Consider the following 14,165-nt stretch of genomic DNA (forward strand, 5'->3'; position numbering starts at 1 on the left):
CTCTATCTCGTCATTCCTTCCGTTTTTCCTTCAAGCTGAGAAAGGCTCTTTTCCAATGAAGCTTGATCTTGAACATTTAACATCGTTACCTTGCGATTTACTTTACGAGTCAATCCAGCAAGTACTGATCCTGATCCTACTTCAATGAAAGTATCGACTCCCTCTTGAAGCAAATATCGAATCGTATCTTCCCACAAGACGGGTGAAGCTACTTGCCGAACAAGGGCCGTTTGTATATCAGCAGCTTTTGTAACAGGTCTAGCAGTGACATTTGCTACAACTGGGATTTTAGCATCATGGAAAGCATAGGTTGAAAATTTCTCCTGTAACTGTTCTGCTGCTGGCTGCATAAGAGAAGAGTGGAAAGGCCCACTGACTGCCAAAGGAACAACTTTTCTAGCTCCAGCCTCTAAAGCCTTCTCACCAGCTATCTTTACTGCTTTTGCATGTCCAGAAATAACAATCTGTCCTGGACAATTATAATTGGCAGCTTGGACAACATTTTCAGCTGTAGAAACTTCTTCGCAAATTTGATCCAATACATCACGATCTAGGTTTAAGATTGCTGACATTGCCCCTACTCCAGCCGGTACCGCTTGATCCATGTATAAACCACGTTGATATACAGCGGAGACAGCATCTTCAAAAGATAGGGAATCTGCTGCAACCAAAGCAGCATATTCTCCTAGACTATGACCAGCAACAAATGCAGGTTTGATATCTACTTTGGTCTGCAACCAACGATAAAGGGCTATACTAGTAGTTAAGAGAGCTGGTTGAGTATGATAGGTAAGTTTTAATTCTTCCTCTGGTCCTTGAAAAATAATATCTGATAAAGAGAAGTTTAACACTTGATCCGCAGATTCAAATACCTTTTGTGCCTCTTCCGATTGATCAAATGCTTCTTTTCCCATCCCTACTTTTTGGGAACCTTGTCCAGGAAAAAGCAAGGCGATTTTACTCATTATTTTATAGCTCCTCCCCAGTTTAGCACGGTGGCGCCCCATGTGAGTCCTCCACCAAATCCACAGAGGACAAGGGTATCCCCATCTGAAACTCTACCTTCTGCTATCGCCTCATGAAGGGCTACTGGAATAGATGCAGACGACATGTTACCATAACGATCTAGATTGACCACTACTTTTTCATTTGGTAATCCATACCGCTTCATTGCCGCATCAATAATTCGCAAATTTGCTTGGTGAGGAATAAATAAATCAATGTCTTCAAACGAGAGATTTGCCTTTTCTAATGCAACATCTGAAGCAGACGTCATAACACGAACGGCAAATTTAAAAACTTCTCTCCCATTCATATAGAGAGTGTGTAAACTATTTGCTACTGTATTTTCCGATGCAGGTAAACGAGATCCACCAGCCGCCACTTTAAGCAGATCTTTCCCACTTCCATCTCCGCCTAGTTCGAAGGATTGAAATCCATACCCTTCTTTTACTGGTCCCAAAACTGCGGCTCCTGCCCCATCTCCAAACAATACGCAAGTATTGCGGTCTGTCCAGTCTACAATCCGAGAGAGACATTCTACACCAATAACCAACGCATGTTGATAAGTTCCAGTAGCGATAAACTGTGCTGCAGTAGAAATTCCATAAATAAAGCCAGTACAAGCAGCAGATAAATCAAACGTAGCTGCTCTTGGCGCTCCGATCTGTTCTTGAACAAGACATGCAGTGGCTGGAAAAGACATATCTGGTGTTACAGTAGCGACAATGATCAAATCTACTTGATCCGCAGTAATACCAGCATTCTCCATCGCTTGTTTAGCAGCTTTGACAGCTAGATCTGATGATGCCTCATCTTCTGCCGCGATTCTTCTCTCTGTGATACCAGTGCGAGAAGTGATCCATTCATCACTAGTATCCACCATCTTTTCTAAATCAAAGTTTGTCAGGCGCCTCTCAGGTAAATATGCACCTGTACCTATGATACCTACACTTCTCATCTTCCCACATTCCCTTCTGTAGGGTGTAAATGTGATTCCATTTGTTTGATGACATTCCCTTCTGCAAAAAGACGGGCCTGTCGAATTGCATGGAAAATAGCAGTCGCATCAGAGGAACCATGTGCTTTTATAATCGCACCTGATAATCCTAACAGCGGAGCCCCTCCATGTTCTTTGTAATCCATCTCTGACTTCAATGTTTTTAAATGAGGCAGTAACAAACTGGCTGCTAATTTCGTTAAAATATTTTTAGTAAATACATCTTTTAGTCGATCAAACAAAGCTTTGGCAACACCTTCTGTACCCTTTAAAAGGATGTTGCCACTAAAACCATCACAGACTAGCACATCACAAGGACGATAAAGGACTTCTCTTGCTTCTACATTTCCTACAAACTGAAGACGATCATCATCTTGCAACAAATCAAATGCTTCTTTGGTCAATGCAGTACCTTTTCCATTCTCAGCCCCTATGTTCAACAAGCCAACTTTTGGGTTTTCTATTCCTTGGACATGTTTGGCATAAAGACTTCCAAGAAGAGCGTATTGGTGCAAATGATTTGCTTTAGCTTCGGGATTTGCACCAACATCCAAAACCAGGATACCCTTATCTTGCAGGGTAGGAAATACCGGAGAAAGCGCTGGACGATCCACGCCTTTCATTCGACCAGTATAAAACAATCCAGCCGCCATGAGTGCTCCTGTATTGCCAGCGCTGATAAACGCATCTGCCATACCTGTCTTCACCATTTGACAACCGACAACCATCGATGAGTCTCGCTTTTTTCGAACAGACTTAACTGGTTCATCTTCTGGTGAAATTATTTCTGAAACTTTATGAAACTGTATATTTGGAAGATTGTTACCAAGAAGTAACGAATCATCTGTACCAATAAGAATAAAAGAAATATCAGGCCACTTTCTTGCAGCGAGCTTTAATCCTTCTACAACTGAGTTTGGTGCATCATCTCCACCATGTGCATCTAATGCGATTCGCATAGCGAACTCCTTTCAGTTGGTTGCACGGTATACATCAAACACTCCCTGAAAAACCATGTCATCAAGTACTTTTGTTTCAACATCCACTTGAAAACGTGATGGTTGTTTTTGCACCACTTTTGCATGTGCTATACATTTTTCTCCTAATTTTACTGGGCGCACAAAGCGAATGGCTGCTGAACGAGTTAATACAAGATCTGCATTTACAATAGCTACAGCTAAAGAATTCGCCTGCGCAAATAAATAATGCCCTCTTGCGATTTGATTTCGTTCAAACACATGGTCTTCACTGATTTCTAACACCGAAACCCCACTCTGGTCCAGCTCAAGCGAAACCACTTCTCCAATTACTTCTTCTGGAGACAAGGATCTCACTTCATCAAAACTTTTTTCTGCCATATGCTTTAATCGTTCTCGCAGCTCAGGGATACCGAGCTCCATACGGTCTAAACGAATGGTTTGAATACTGACTTGACATTGCTTGGCTACTTCTCCATCCGTCAAGAAAGGATTTTCTTGAAATGATTGAACCAATCGAGATTGACGCATTTTTTTGGACAGGCGCATGACGGAATCAGCCCCTTTTTATGACCACATTCTAGTACCAAGTACTAAATTAGTATACAAAAAATGACTTCAGTTGGCAATCACAAAGAAAGGGAACCATCTCCTATTTTGAATATATGTATGATGTCCTACAAAAAAAAGCCGGTATCACCGACTTTTTATTGGCTTACTACGCCTTCAACTTCTGCGCCTTTGTAATGTCCACACTCTTTGCAGACATGGTGAGCTAATTTAGCTGATCCACACTTTTCACAAGTAGCCATACCTGCTACTGTTAATTTAAAGTGTGTACGACGCAATCTTTTACGTGTTTTGGATGTACGACGAAAAGGTACTGCCATGGGAAAGTCACCTCCTAAAAAAAATTCCAATGTGAAACATTATACTACAAATCTAAAAAGAGTGCTAGGATACAGAATCTTTATCTTCTGTAAGCAAATCTTGTAACTTCGTAAGCCTCGGATCAATCCGCTGGGTATTACAATCACAAGAGTTCTCATTTTTGTTTGCCCCACATTCCGGACAAAGACCTGCACAATCAGGTTTACACAGCGGGGCATAGGGAAGATGGATCACCAATTGTTCTCTAACAAACTGATCAAGCTCAATCTGTCCATCTATAAGAAGATGAATGGTCTCTTCTTCTGTGTCTATGGTCAATTCCTTCTTATCTGTAAACTTCTCAAACCAAGAAGATTCCAATGAAGTAGGAAAAGTCGTCAGACATCTGGAACATATCAATTTCCCGACACATTTTTGTTTCGCTGAAACTTGGTAAAGATGGGAGTCTAGCTTACTTGCTTCTCCCTCTACCTGAACCGGTTCCAATTTCACAATATTTGGATCTTCTTCCACTAAATCTTCCAAATAAACCTTTCCCTGAAAAGGATAGACACCTTCAGCTTTTTGATTTATTTGGTTTATTGTAATGATCAATATGCCCACTCCCTAACAGGTGAATTATACGAGATATCAAATTTAGGTGTCAACCTATTTATCTTTACACATCTTAGCTTGTGGAAAACATACTTGTATCTTACCCATTATCTCTTCTATTTAAGAGTATTTTTCTACCGGAAATATCAAAGATCCGATAAGAGATGGTGAAGGATTTCTCTCTTTACATAAAACAACTATTCTTCACCAAACAAATGAGATAGTTGTTTTTTCATTATCTACTTCAATTTATTCAAATAATCGATCGCCTCTTGAAGCGTAGCTACAGGAACGATTTTCATATTTGCCCCTAATTCTTTTGCAGTCTTTTTGGCAATCGCTTCATTATCGTCACCCTCATAAATATCTTTTGGGGTAAAAAATATTGTTGCATTTTTTTCCATCGCTGCGGCAATCTTGTGCTGGATACCACCGATTTGTCCTACTGCACCTGTTGGGGAAATCGTCCCTGTTCCAGCAATTTCATAACCGTGGGTTAAATCTTTTGAAGTCAGTTGATTCAAGATTTCCAATGTAAACATGAGACCTGCAGATGGTCCGCCAATATTATTCGTTTTGAAATTTACTTTTGGATTAGAGGTCAAAGAAAGCAAACGATCCATCGGAAGAAAACCTAGTCCAACTCGTTTTTCTTTATTGTTGCCAGTATCTAATGAAATCAAAGTCGCTTGTTCTGTTACTTTTTTATTCGCTCTCAGTACTTCTACGCTCACCTTGTCCCCGGCTTTTTTTGTTTTAAACAAGTTCAATAACTGATACGTTGTGAGTGTGGATTTTCCATCGATGGATTGAATGATATCACCATTTTTCAGATGATTTTTTGCTCCTGAAGTTACTCCTAGAACTTCTACTCCTTTGTATGTAACACGATAGGGCTTTTTAGATTGATGAAAAGCAGCAATAACAGCACTATGTTGGGATTCTAACATATTCTCAACTTGTTGTTGTTCATACTGTTTATCGTTTTCATCCTCAGCTAATACTTCTTTTATGGGTACTAGCTCTATTTTTTTATTCACTTTTGCTAACAGATAATCAAACACATTAGCTTGTTTCATCGCAACGGTTGTTAAAAAAAAGTCACCTGTTTTTTCCGTATAACCTCCATCAACTGAAATTACTGTTCCTGTATCAATTGCATCTCCAGGTTGCATTGCATAGTAGGGAACATGTATGAGAAAGCAAATACCAATGATTAAAAGTAATATAGAAAGCCATAACAACCGGATCGCTTGTTTGTTACTGGATGTTTCACTCATGTCTGTTCTCCCCTTGCCAATTGGCTAGCTTATCTAGTAAATCTGTCAAATAAGGACGAATAGCTCGTTCCCCACGGCGTATACATTCTTCTACTCGATGAAAAGCAGTTGGAGCAATGTCGCCCACCTCTGGTGCAACAAGAAAATCCGCAGCCAGATCCTGTTGTTCTAAAATTTGGCGCTCCATGATCGTAATCGCTTGGGTAATCACATCAAAAATATTTTTAACTTGCACATCATATGATTTGGACAACACATCGACAGCAATAACAAAGTCTGCCCCCATGTCACGAACAACGGAAATAGGCAAACGATCTGCTACTCCCCCATCGACTAACAACTTATCCCCATAAGGAACCGGTTCAAAAACACCAGGTACGGAAATACTTGCACGAACAGCGTCAGCTACCGATCCTGTTCGAAAAACTAACTTTTCACCTTTTATTAAATCCGTGGTTACTACTGCAAGTGGTATTGGTAGATCTTCTAAGTTTTTATGATGGGTTAAGAGTCTAGTCAAGGCTTGCATCTTATCTCCTGTAATAAATCCTAATCCAGGGAGTGTGACATCTACCCAATGTTTTCGTTTTAAATGAATAGCAAGATGTTTCACCATCTCTAAATCTAAACCATTGGAATAAAGTGCACCAACAAAACTTCCCATACTGCTTCCTGCAATATAATCAATTGTAACATTTGCTTCTTTTAAAACTTGCAATACACCTAGATGCGCAAATCCTCTCGCTGCTCCGGCACTTAATGCAATCCCTACTTTAGGCCTACCCACCACATCACCCCACGCTTAAAAACTTCCATAAAAAATAAGAAAAATGTAAGCTGCTTATCTTTGTTGATTTGCCAATTTGTAGAAAAATATTCAATTTTAAGTTTCACTATAACCAGGAAACTGTTTTCAAACAACTCATATTATGTAGGACAACCGCGTACGATAAAGTAACGTTACAATTGAAGTTAGGAGCGAACTACAGTATGGCAATGATTTCCCATCGCCTTCAAAGTCAATCGAAAACTTTATTCTTAGGTATGTTTGCTCTATTGTTTGCGGTTACGCTAGTATTCTATCCCGAAATTGCATTTAAAGCCTCTTTGCGAGGGTTAAAAATATGGTGGGATGTCGTTTTTCCTGCGATGCTACCCTTCTTTATTACTGCAGAGCTCATGATGGGATTCGGGGTTGTCCACTTGTTAGGTGTATTTTTTGAACCTTTTATGCGTCCCTTATTTCGTGTACCTGGTTCTGGTGGATTTGTTATGGCTGTTGCCCTCATCTCAGGAAACCCGATGGGAGCCAAGCTCACTACTCGACTCAGAGAACAAAACTTAATCACAAAAGAAGAAGGAGAACGTCTTGTCTCTTTTGCTTGTACCGCAGGACCACTATTTATTTTTGGAGCAATTGCAATCGGTTTTTTTGAAAATCCTTCAGTGGGTATGATCCTAGCAGTAGTTCATTATGTAAGTTGTTTCATTGTTGCCTTCCTTATGCGATTTCACGCAAGAGAAAAACAGCTTACACCCTCAGCTAATCACGGTGGCAAACGCTTCATCAGAGCTTTTGCCGCCATGCATCATGCTAGAATAGAAGATGGAAGACCGATTGGTCAAATGCTTGGTGAGGCAGTTACTTCTGCTGTACAGACACTACTCATGATCGGTGGTTTTGTTATTATCTTTTCTGTTTTGATTCATGTTTTTACGTATGTTGGAATTACAGCATTATTAGCCTCCATTTTACAACCAATCCTTCAATTGCTTCATCTTTCTGATATACTATCCATTCCCTTAGTTGCCGGAATACTGGAGATGACCATTGGTTCTCAAATGATCAGCGAGTACAGCCCAAACGTTTCACTGCTTATACAACTCGCACTCGTCAGTTTTTTTCTCGGCTGGAATGGTCTGTCTATTCATGCACAAGTTGCAAGTGTGCTGAGTAAAAGTGATATTCGCTATCGTCCGTATTTCTTTGCGAGAATACTGCATGCTGTACTAGCTTTTTTCTTGACTTTCGCTTTTTGGAAATTATTCAAACCCAAATTACAAGCCATTGCACCCACTTGGACAACTGGGATCACTCACAATCCTATGCACTGGTGGGTTTACTTGCAAGTTTTTTCTCTTGTTGTCTTGTCCTTCTGGCTGTTCTATTTGCTGAAACGGATACGAAAACAACAAGACCATTTTCCGGTTTAAACGACATCTGCTTTTTCTCTTAAAGCCGTTACTACATGAGGAGGTACCAAATCCGTTACATCTCCTCCATATTTGGCAATTTCTTTTACACTTCCTGAACTGATGAAGGAGTGCATGTTATTGGTCATCAAAAAAATTGTCTCCACGTCATTAGCTAGTTTTCGATTGATAGAAGCAACTTGAAGTTCATACTCAAAATCCGAAATGGCACGTAAACCTCTAAGTATGACATGAATATCTTTATCTCGTAAATAGTCTACCAATAACCCCTCGAAACTATCTACTTCAACTGGTACACCATAATCAGTTTGACTGATGGCTTCCGTGATCATTTGTTTTCTTTCTTCTACACTAAAGAGAGGTTGTTTGGCTGAATTGATCAGTACTGCTACGATCACTTTATCAAATATTTTAGCCCCTCTTTTTAAAATATCGAGATGACCATAAGTGATCGGATCAAAACTACCTGGATATACAGCTACCTTCACGCTGATGTTTCTCCCTTCTGTTTCAACAATGTAATAATAGTATCTCCATAAGAGAGTTCTCTAGAAGTAACAAAGCTACTATCAGATGAAAGAATCGATAAAGTATGCGGATGTTCCACCACCAACAATCCTGCCTGCGATAAAAGTGATTTTTCTTGTATCAAAGAAAGAACTGGTTGCAAAAGTTTTTCATGATAAGGTGGGTCCAAGAAAATCAGATCAAATTGCAATGATTTTGTCGCAAAATACTTTAAAACACTTCTCGCATCTCTTCTTAAAAATACAGCCTGTTCGGATAATCCGCAATGCACCGCATTTTCTCTGGCAATTCGTAAACTAACGTCAGATTGATCTACAAAATAAACTTGATCCATACCCCTGCTTATTGCTTCTAGTCCAAGGGAACCCGTCCCAGTAAATAAATCTAATCCTTTTCCACCATCAAAAAAGGGACCAATTACCGAAAAGAGCGATTCCTTCACTCGATCAGTCGTTGGCCTGACATGGTTTCCAGGTACCATTTTTAATCGTATTCCTTTTGCACTTCCTGCTATAATTCGCATAACTTTAGCACCTTCAACTTTTTTTCTCTTGATAAAAATATCAAATTGTTGAATAAACAAGCAAGCTATGGCAACAATAAATAAAGACAGTACCCATTAAGGTCTGTCTAACCGCGGAGAAGACTTACGTTTCCCCATAAGCTCTTCCTCCGGTTTCTCCTCTCCCATTTCGTATTTTCCCATATGGTGAAAATACCATGGACTCGCGAAAAGCTCGCGAGTCATTTTTTTTGCATTACTACTCCATTATACTAAATATAAGCTTTGTGAAAACAGACACAAGTGGAATAAACAAAAAAGATCAACTACTCCTTCAGCAGTTGACCATCTCCCCTTAATCTCCCTGTGCCATCCTTTTCTTTCTCTGACGTTCATAAAGATAGTAAATAACAAAATAGGAAGCGATACCCAAGATACAACCAAATATAGTCTGACCAATTAAAATGTGCAGACCCCCACGAAAAATATCCTTGACCACACGAAAATCACCCTGTAATAACTGGTGGTAGATATGATGAAACTTGACTACATGGTCTTCATATGGGGTTGGATAGATAAGCTCTCCTATTTTTTTGGAGAAAGGAAGCAAAATCACTGGCAAAAAAGACAATTTACCAATTACATTTCCGATGATAGAGGCTGGAAATGATCCTCCGCATAGGCGAACGATTGGATAAAACAGAATATAAATCAAGGAAGCGGTAGGTAAAACAATCATTTCCAATCCAAATCCCAATGCAAAGCCTAAAGAAACTTTCTTTCCTCCTTCAGGCGACCGTAACAACTTGAGGTAATTGTAGCGGATTGCACGTGGAATTTGTAAAAACCAATTTGGTATTTTCTTTTTTTTCTTTTCGCTCATCCAATAACAACCCTTTATATCATACCCTTGTATTGTTTTTCATGTTTACCATTATGGTTATGCTGGCAATACATTCATAAGAATAACATGTTTTTTCCATCCGTACACTTAACATATTTTAACGTTGCATGAACCATATTTCTAACAAAGATTTGAATATAGTACCCCTGTTTTTGCAAAAGATACTACAAATCACACCTTTTCAATTCAATTATAAATAATATTATACTTCTCATGCAATCTCTATCGCGTTATGATGAACTTGTTTATCATAACTTAGGAGGAAATTTCCATGTTATTCATTGACAATCGTAATATTACTGACCCAAAAATTAATTTAGCAATTGAAGAATATGTATTGGAGCACTTAAAGATAGATCAGGAAAGTTATTTACTCTTTTATATCAATGAACCATCCATCATTATCGGAAAACATCAAAATACAGTCGAAGAAATTCATGTCGATTATGTACGAGAACATGGAATTCATGTCGTACGACGACTTTCAGGTGGTGGAGCAGTATATCATGATTTAGGAAATTTGAGTTTTAGCTTCTTAACCAAAGATGATGGTAAGAGCTTTGCAAACTTCCGTAAATTTACCGAGCCTGTTATACAAGCACTTCAAAAATTAGGAGTCCATGCAGAACTAAGTGGTCGAAACGATATTATAGTGGAGGGCAAAAAAGTATCCGGAAACGCCCAATTCTCTCGGCGTGGACGCATGTTTAGTCATGGAACATTAATGCTCGATGTCGACCTAGACCAAGTAAGCAAAGCGCTCCATGTAAAACAAGACAAAATACAGTCTAAAGGGATCAAATCCGTGCGTAGTCGAGTAGCGAATATCTCCGAATTTCTCGACAGACCCCTTACAATGAAACAATTTCGTGACGCCTTGTTAAATTCTATATTCGAAGGTAACTATCCAATACCAGAATATATCCTCACAGATTCCGATTGGACAAAAATCCATCAAATATCTAAAGACCGTTATCAAAATTGGGATTGGAACTTTGGAGAGTCTCCTGTATTTAATGTTCAACAATCCAAACGTTTTCCCATCGGTTCTATTGATGTACGCTTAAATGTCGGTGAACGGGGAGTAATAAAAAATTGTAAAATCTATGGTGACTTTTTTGGTGTTGGAGATGTAAGTGATGTAGAAAAAAGATTAGAAGGTATCCGATATGACCGTGCTGATTTAGAACAAGCATTACAAAATGTAGAAGTAAAGCATTACTTTGGTAATATCAGCAAAGCAGATTTCTTAGACCTAATCTACTAATAACAATACACAAAAAGGAAGCGAACGAAAAGTTACGCTTCCTTTTTTTTATACTTGCTTGCGTAAAAACATCGCTTCAAAAGAGGATATGACCCCTTCAACAACTAACAAATCGATCAATCTATTAGATAGTTCTCGATATTGTGGAGTAGTTTGTATATAATCCAACTCTTTTGGCGTGAAAAACTTGTAAGGCAACGCTGAAGCAAAACGCATTAAACCAGACGTCCCTTGGGTTTTACGAAGATGTTTTGCCTCTTGTACCACATTTTTTATTTTTTTGGATGTTACTGCCTTTCGACCAACCAAGTGATTGATGGAATCCGAAATCTCTTGATATTCTCGCTCTCTACTCAAAAATTGTCCACCTCCAGTAAAACAATCTTTTTCTAGTCTATTCCACATGTCGTTAAAGTGGATAAACAAATTGACCAAATCGAATACAAAATAAAGATTGAACATTTTATGGAATTTTAATTACAATAAGAGAAAGAAAAGGGAGTGAAAATATGCGCTTTTCTTTTTATTCGATTATCGCCTTTTTCATCGCTTTGTTTACTATTTTAATACCCTCTACCAGTCATGCAGCCACCCTTGACTTTAACAAAATTAAGATGTCCCTTCAAGCTAAAAAGGAAACATTAAACCAAGTCTACAAATGGAATAACAATCTTCCCATCGAACGCATACAAAAAGAAGCTGCTGTAAAACACGTAAAAATTAAAGACGCACAAATGCAGTCCTTATTTGTAGCCGGCAATGCCATCGGTGAACCTGGAGATATTTTAGTGACACTAGATGGCACAAGCGCAGGATTTGAATGGGCTGGTGGGCACACAGGTATCGTATCCGATGTACCTGGCTATGTAGTTGAATCTTTTGGTAACAAATCCATCGGATTAAACGGCGTACGGCATTGGGTGAACGATTGGAAAACAAGATACAAAAAAGTAAAAGCTTTGTGGGTAGAAGGTGCTGCTTCAAAAGATTACAAGTATGTAGCTGCCTACAACCGAGAACAAATCGGCAAAGGGTACAATTACAATTTTTTCAATATTACCACTACAGCGCGATTCTACTGTTCTCAGTTGGTATGGAGGGCATGGTATAACCGAGGATGGGATCTCAACTATGGAGGCTATGCCGTTTGGCCTGTTGATCTCATTAAAAGCCCCTATACGATCCCCTACTACTCACAAGGTTAAGCCATCAGGTTATTTTCTATGTTTTATAGAAAATAACCTGTTTTACAGAAGGAGATGGATATGTGAGACTCCGGTATTTTCTACATTTTCTTTGCATCAGCATTCTGATAACAAGCTGCACCGTTTCCTCCTTGCCAAGTACCCATACATTCGGGGCCATCTACACAAATGCCACTATACCTGACAGTGCTTTTGTCCTTTTCGACCAAAATGGAGATAAGGATGATGAATTTGAAATACCCGCAATGGGCATTTTTCAAATCGTAAATAATGGATCAGGAAATTTATTTTTCCCAGTTCAATATGAAAATAAAATTTATTCGCTAACCCTTGCAAATAATGAATTAAAAGAAGCAAAGAGTCACCTTTATCCTATTTATATGAAACAAACAGGAAACTTTCGTGTCACCACTTTTAATTCAGCACTACAAGCTGGCACAGTGGAGTGGCAGGAAGGAAAAACAAGCCGATCGACAATAGTATCAGGCTTTCCGCGAATCGCAACCTTTGACCAAACTTATATTTATGTCTTTGCTACGATTATAGAACAAAGAAAGCCTGTCCTTTATGTAATAAACCGTGATTCTGCAAAAATCACTGCGACGATACCAATCAAAATTGACCAAGCAAATGACATGCAAATCATCGATCATCACTTATTTATTACCTCTGTCGCCAATCAAAAACAAATCGCAATTTTCGATTGCAAAACAAAGAAAATCACCTATCAAACTTTGCCTGACTCACGACCCGAATATATTGTTACAACGTCACGGTACTTGCTCGTCTCATTTCAAAACAGTAAAAAATTGACGAAGATCGATCGGAAAACATATCGAATCCTCGAACAAATTGAACTCCCACAACCTGTTTTCAAACTAAAACAAAAAGCCAATGAATTATATGTGCTATCTCAAATCCCAGCAAATGGACAAGGATTGGTTGGAGTGTATGATATCTCAAATTGGAAATTGAAAAAAAAGTACCTTCTTCCAACGATTCGAGATACTACTGTCCAAGATATCGTCGTTTTCTAATTTTAATCCCTCCTGCAATTGGAGGATCTTTTTTTTGCTGTTTGGGATATTTGTCACGTATTTCTTGACTAGTCATATGTTACAAGGGAATCACCATTTAGGAAGGAGTACATCGCTGTGACAACACGTTACATGGATTACAAAAGCCGAGATGTACAATATTTTTCTGATGTCAATCAAAATCGATTTTTCACGCTCAATAATTGCAATTTTATAAATAAATTAGGTAGAGATGAATTAAACACATTAGGAAATGTTTCCTTGCTGGATATTTTTTTAAGCAAAAACCGTGTAGTAGAACCACATTATCATCAAAATGCTGCGGAATTGGTCTATTGTATTTCAGGTTCGGCGCTCGTTTCTCTTATCAATCCTTTTACCAATAAAAAATCAGACATTCCGATTACTCCAGGTCAAGTTGCAAATATTCCTCAAGGTTGGTGGCACTGGGAGGTAGCCACAACAGACGGAACTCATCTACTTGCCATCTTTGATGCACCTTATCCAGAGTATATTGCGGGTTCTGATATTTTAACCAAGACGCCAACTGAAGTTTTTACTCATACGTATTGTTTAGATCCAAAACTGCTAAAAAAAGCACTAGCTCCATTAAAAAATCAAATGCCTCTCATCGGACCAACGGATGAGTGTGTAGGTGAATCATGTTCCGAAACACAAAATTCCCAAGTTTCACAAACAAAAAAATACAAACGATCCAAGCAGGATAGTTATGAAAATAACCCCTACAATGGATTTTGGTATTAATA

17 protein-coding genes are annotated in these 14,165 nt (G+C 38.7%); 5 read left to right on the plus strand and 12 right to left on the minus strand.

Features of this window, described 5'->3' with window-relative positions:
* Positions 1-2: 2 nt before the first annotated feature.
* From fabD to AC5WOF_RS05005, 8 genes are all read right to left on the minus strand, one after another.
* Positions 3-965, minus strand: coding sequence for an ACP S-malonyltransferase (gene fabD, locus AC5WOF_RS04970; protein WP_496048849.1), 963 nt, complete (start codon positions 963-965; stop codon positions 3-5).
* Positions 965-1,960, minus strand: a complete 996-nt coding sequence (locus tag AC5WOF_RS04975; RefSeq protein ID WP_496048850.1) for a beta-ketoacyl-ACP synthase III — start codon at positions 1,958-1,960, stop codon at positions 965-967. Before AC5WOF_RS04975 ends, fabD begins: the two co-directional genes overlap by 1 nt.
* On the minus strand, positions 1,957-2,958 hold the full coding sequence (plsX, locus tag AC5WOF_RS04980) for a phosphate acyltransferase PlsX (RefSeq protein WP_496048851.1): 1,002 nt from the start codon (positions 2,956-2,958) through the stop codon (positions 1,957-1,959). The genes AC5WOF_RS04975 and plsX overlap by 4 nt, the downstream gene beginning before the upstream one ends.
* Before the next feature lie 12 nt (positions 2,959-2,970).
* Positions 2,971-3,519 carry a transcription factor FapR gene (gene fapR / locus AC5WOF_RS04985; RefSeq protein ID WP_496049428.1) on the minus strand — a complete coding sequence of 183 codons (549 nt, stop codon included), beginning with the start codon at positions 3,517-3,519 and terminating at the stop codon, positions 2,971-2,973.
* Positions 3,520-3,683: 164 nt separating this feature from the next.
* Positions 3,684-3,866 (minus strand): 50S ribosomal protein L32, encoded by a 183-nt coding sequence (rpmF, locus tag AC5WOF_RS04990; RefSeq protein ID WP_240875104.1) that lies wholly within the window; start codon positions 3,864-3,866, stop codon positions 3,684-3,686.
* Positions 3,867-3,930: 64 nt separating this feature from the next.
* Positions 3,931-4,461, minus strand: a complete 531-nt coding sequence (locus tag AC5WOF_RS04995) for a YceD family protein (RefSeq protein WP_496048852.1) — start codon at positions 4,459-4,461, stop codon at positions 3,931-3,933.
* Between the two features lie 239 nt (positions 4,462-4,700).
* Entirely contained in the window at positions 4,701-5,741 is a 1,041-nt protein-coding gene (locus tag AC5WOF_RS05000) for a SepM family pheromone-processing serine protease (protein WP_496048853.1), read from the minus strand.
* Complete coding sequence (locus AC5WOF_RS05005; protein WP_496048854.1) at positions 5,734-6,528, minus strand: patatin-like phospholipase family protein; 795 nt, start codon at positions 6,526-6,528, stop codon at positions 5,734-5,736. The genes AC5WOF_RS05000 and AC5WOF_RS05005 overlap by 8 nt, the downstream gene beginning before the upstream one ends.
* A gap of 209 nt (positions 6,529-6,737) precedes the next feature.
* On the opposite strand from AC5WOF_RS05005, the gene ylbJ reads away from it, so the two are divergent.
* Entirely contained in the window at positions 6,738-7,955 is a 1,218-nt protein-coding gene (ylbJ, locus tag AC5WOF_RS05010; protein WP_496049429.1) for a sporulation integral membrane protein YlbJ, read from the plus strand.
* Here the strand turns inward: ylbJ and coaD are convergent.
* The 3 genes from coaD to AC5WOF_RS05025 all read right to left on the minus strand — a co-directional run bounded on the left by coaD (position 7,952) and on the right by AC5WOF_RS05025 (position 9,868).
* Positions 7,952-8,443 (minus strand): pantetheine-phosphate adenylyltransferase, encoded by a 492-nt coding sequence (gene coaD / locus AC5WOF_RS05015; protein ID WP_496048855.1) that lies wholly within the window; start codon positions 8,441-8,443, stop codon positions 7,952-7,954. The two genes, ylbJ and coaD, sit on opposite strands and share 4 nt — an antisense overlap.
* Positions 8,440-9,066, minus strand: a complete 627-nt coding sequence (gene rsmD / locus AC5WOF_RS05020; protein WP_496048856.1) for a 16S rRNA (guanine(966)-N(2))-methyltransferase RsmD — start codon at positions 9,064-9,066, stop codon at positions 8,440-8,442. Before rsmD ends, coaD begins: the two co-directional genes overlap by 4 nt.
* Positions 9,067-9,340: 274 nt before the next feature.
* Positions 9,341-9,868, minus strand: a complete 528-nt coding sequence (locus tag AC5WOF_RS05025; RefSeq protein WP_496048857.1) for a DUF2062 domain-containing protein — start codon at positions 9,866-9,868, stop codon at positions 9,341-9,343.
* 292 nt (positions 9,869-10,160) lie between these two features.
* Here AC5WOF_RS05025 and lplA point away from each other — a divergent pair, with 292 nt between their 5' ends.
* Positions 10,161-11,156, plus strand: a complete 996-nt coding sequence (gene lplA / locus AC5WOF_RS05030) for a lipoate--protein ligase (protein WP_496048858.1) — start codon at positions 10,161-10,163, stop codon at positions 11,154-11,156.
* A gap of 48 nt (positions 11,157-11,204) precedes the next feature.
* On the opposite strand, the gene AC5WOF_RS05035 is transcribed toward lplA, so the two are convergent.
* The gene (locus AC5WOF_RS05035) at positions 11,205-11,513 is read right to left on the minus strand and encodes a hypothetical protein (protein ID WP_496048859.1); all 309 of its coding nucleotides are present in this window, start codon (positions 11,511-11,513) and stop codon (positions 11,205-11,207) included.
* Between the two features lie 152 nt (positions 11,514-11,665).
* Here AC5WOF_RS05035 and AC5WOF_RS05040 point away from each other — a divergent pair, with 152 nt between their 5' ends.
* From AC5WOF_RS05040 to AC5WOF_RS05050, 3 genes are all read left to right on the plus strand, one after another.
* The gene (locus AC5WOF_RS05040) at positions 11,666-12,361 is read left to right on the plus strand and encodes a YiiX/YebB-like N1pC/P60 family cysteine hydrolase (protein WP_496048860.1); all 696 of its coding nucleotides are present in this window, start codon (positions 11,666-11,668) and stop codon (positions 12,359-12,361) included.
* Positions 12,362-12,423: 62 nt separating this feature from the next.
* A complete protein-coding gene (locus tag AC5WOF_RS05045) occupies positions 12,424-13,398 on the plus strand; it encodes a YncE family protein (RefSeq protein WP_496048861.1) in 975 nt (324 codons plus the stop codon).
* A 117-nt stretch (positions 13,399-13,515) separates the two neighbouring features.
* Positions 13,516-14,163: a cupin domain-containing protein gene (locus AC5WOF_RS05050; protein ID WP_496048862.1), complete on the plus strand. Its 648-nt coding sequence runs from the start codon at positions 13,516-13,518 to the stop codon at positions 14,161-14,163.
* Positions 14,164-14,165: the final 2 nt, after the last annotated feature.

This window comes from Shimazuella sp. NTD250 (assembly GCF_059510375.1).

Coding starts and splice junctions, on each gene's coding strand:
- fabD (WP_496048849.1), bottom strand. CDS start 965: ATGAGTAAAATCGCCTTGCTTTTTCCTGGACAAGGTTCCCAAAAAGTA.
- AC5WOF_RS04975 (WP_496048850.1), bottom strand. CDS start 1,960: ATGAGAAGTGTAGGTATCATAGGTACAGGTGCATATTTACCTGAGAGG.
- plsX (WP_496048851.1), bottom strand. CDS start 2,958: ATGCGAATCGCATTAGATGCACATGGTGGAGATGATGCACCAAACTCA.
- rpmF (WP_240875104.1), bottom strand. CDS start 3,866: ATGGCAGTACCTTTTCGTCGTACATCCAAAACACGTAAAAGATTGCGT.
- AC5WOF_RS05000 (WP_496048853.1), bottom strand. CDS start 5,741: ATGAGTGAAACATCCAGTAACAAACAAGCGATCCGGTTGTTATGGCTT.
- ylbJ (WP_496049429.1), top strand. CDS start 6,738: ATGATTTCCCATCGCCTTCAAAGTCAATCGAAAACTTTATTCTTAGGT.
- AC5WOF_RS05025 (WP_496048857.1), bottom strand. CDS start 9,868: ATGAGCGAAAAGAAAAAAAAGAAAATACCAAATTGGTTTTTACAAATT.
- lplA (WP_496048858.1), top strand. CDS start 10,161: ATGTTATTCATTGACAATCGTAATATTACTGACCCAAAAATTAATTTA.
- AC5WOF_RS05040 (WP_496048860.1), top strand. CDS start 11,666: ATGCGCTTTTCTTTTTATTCGATTATCGCCTTTTTCATCGCTTTGTTT.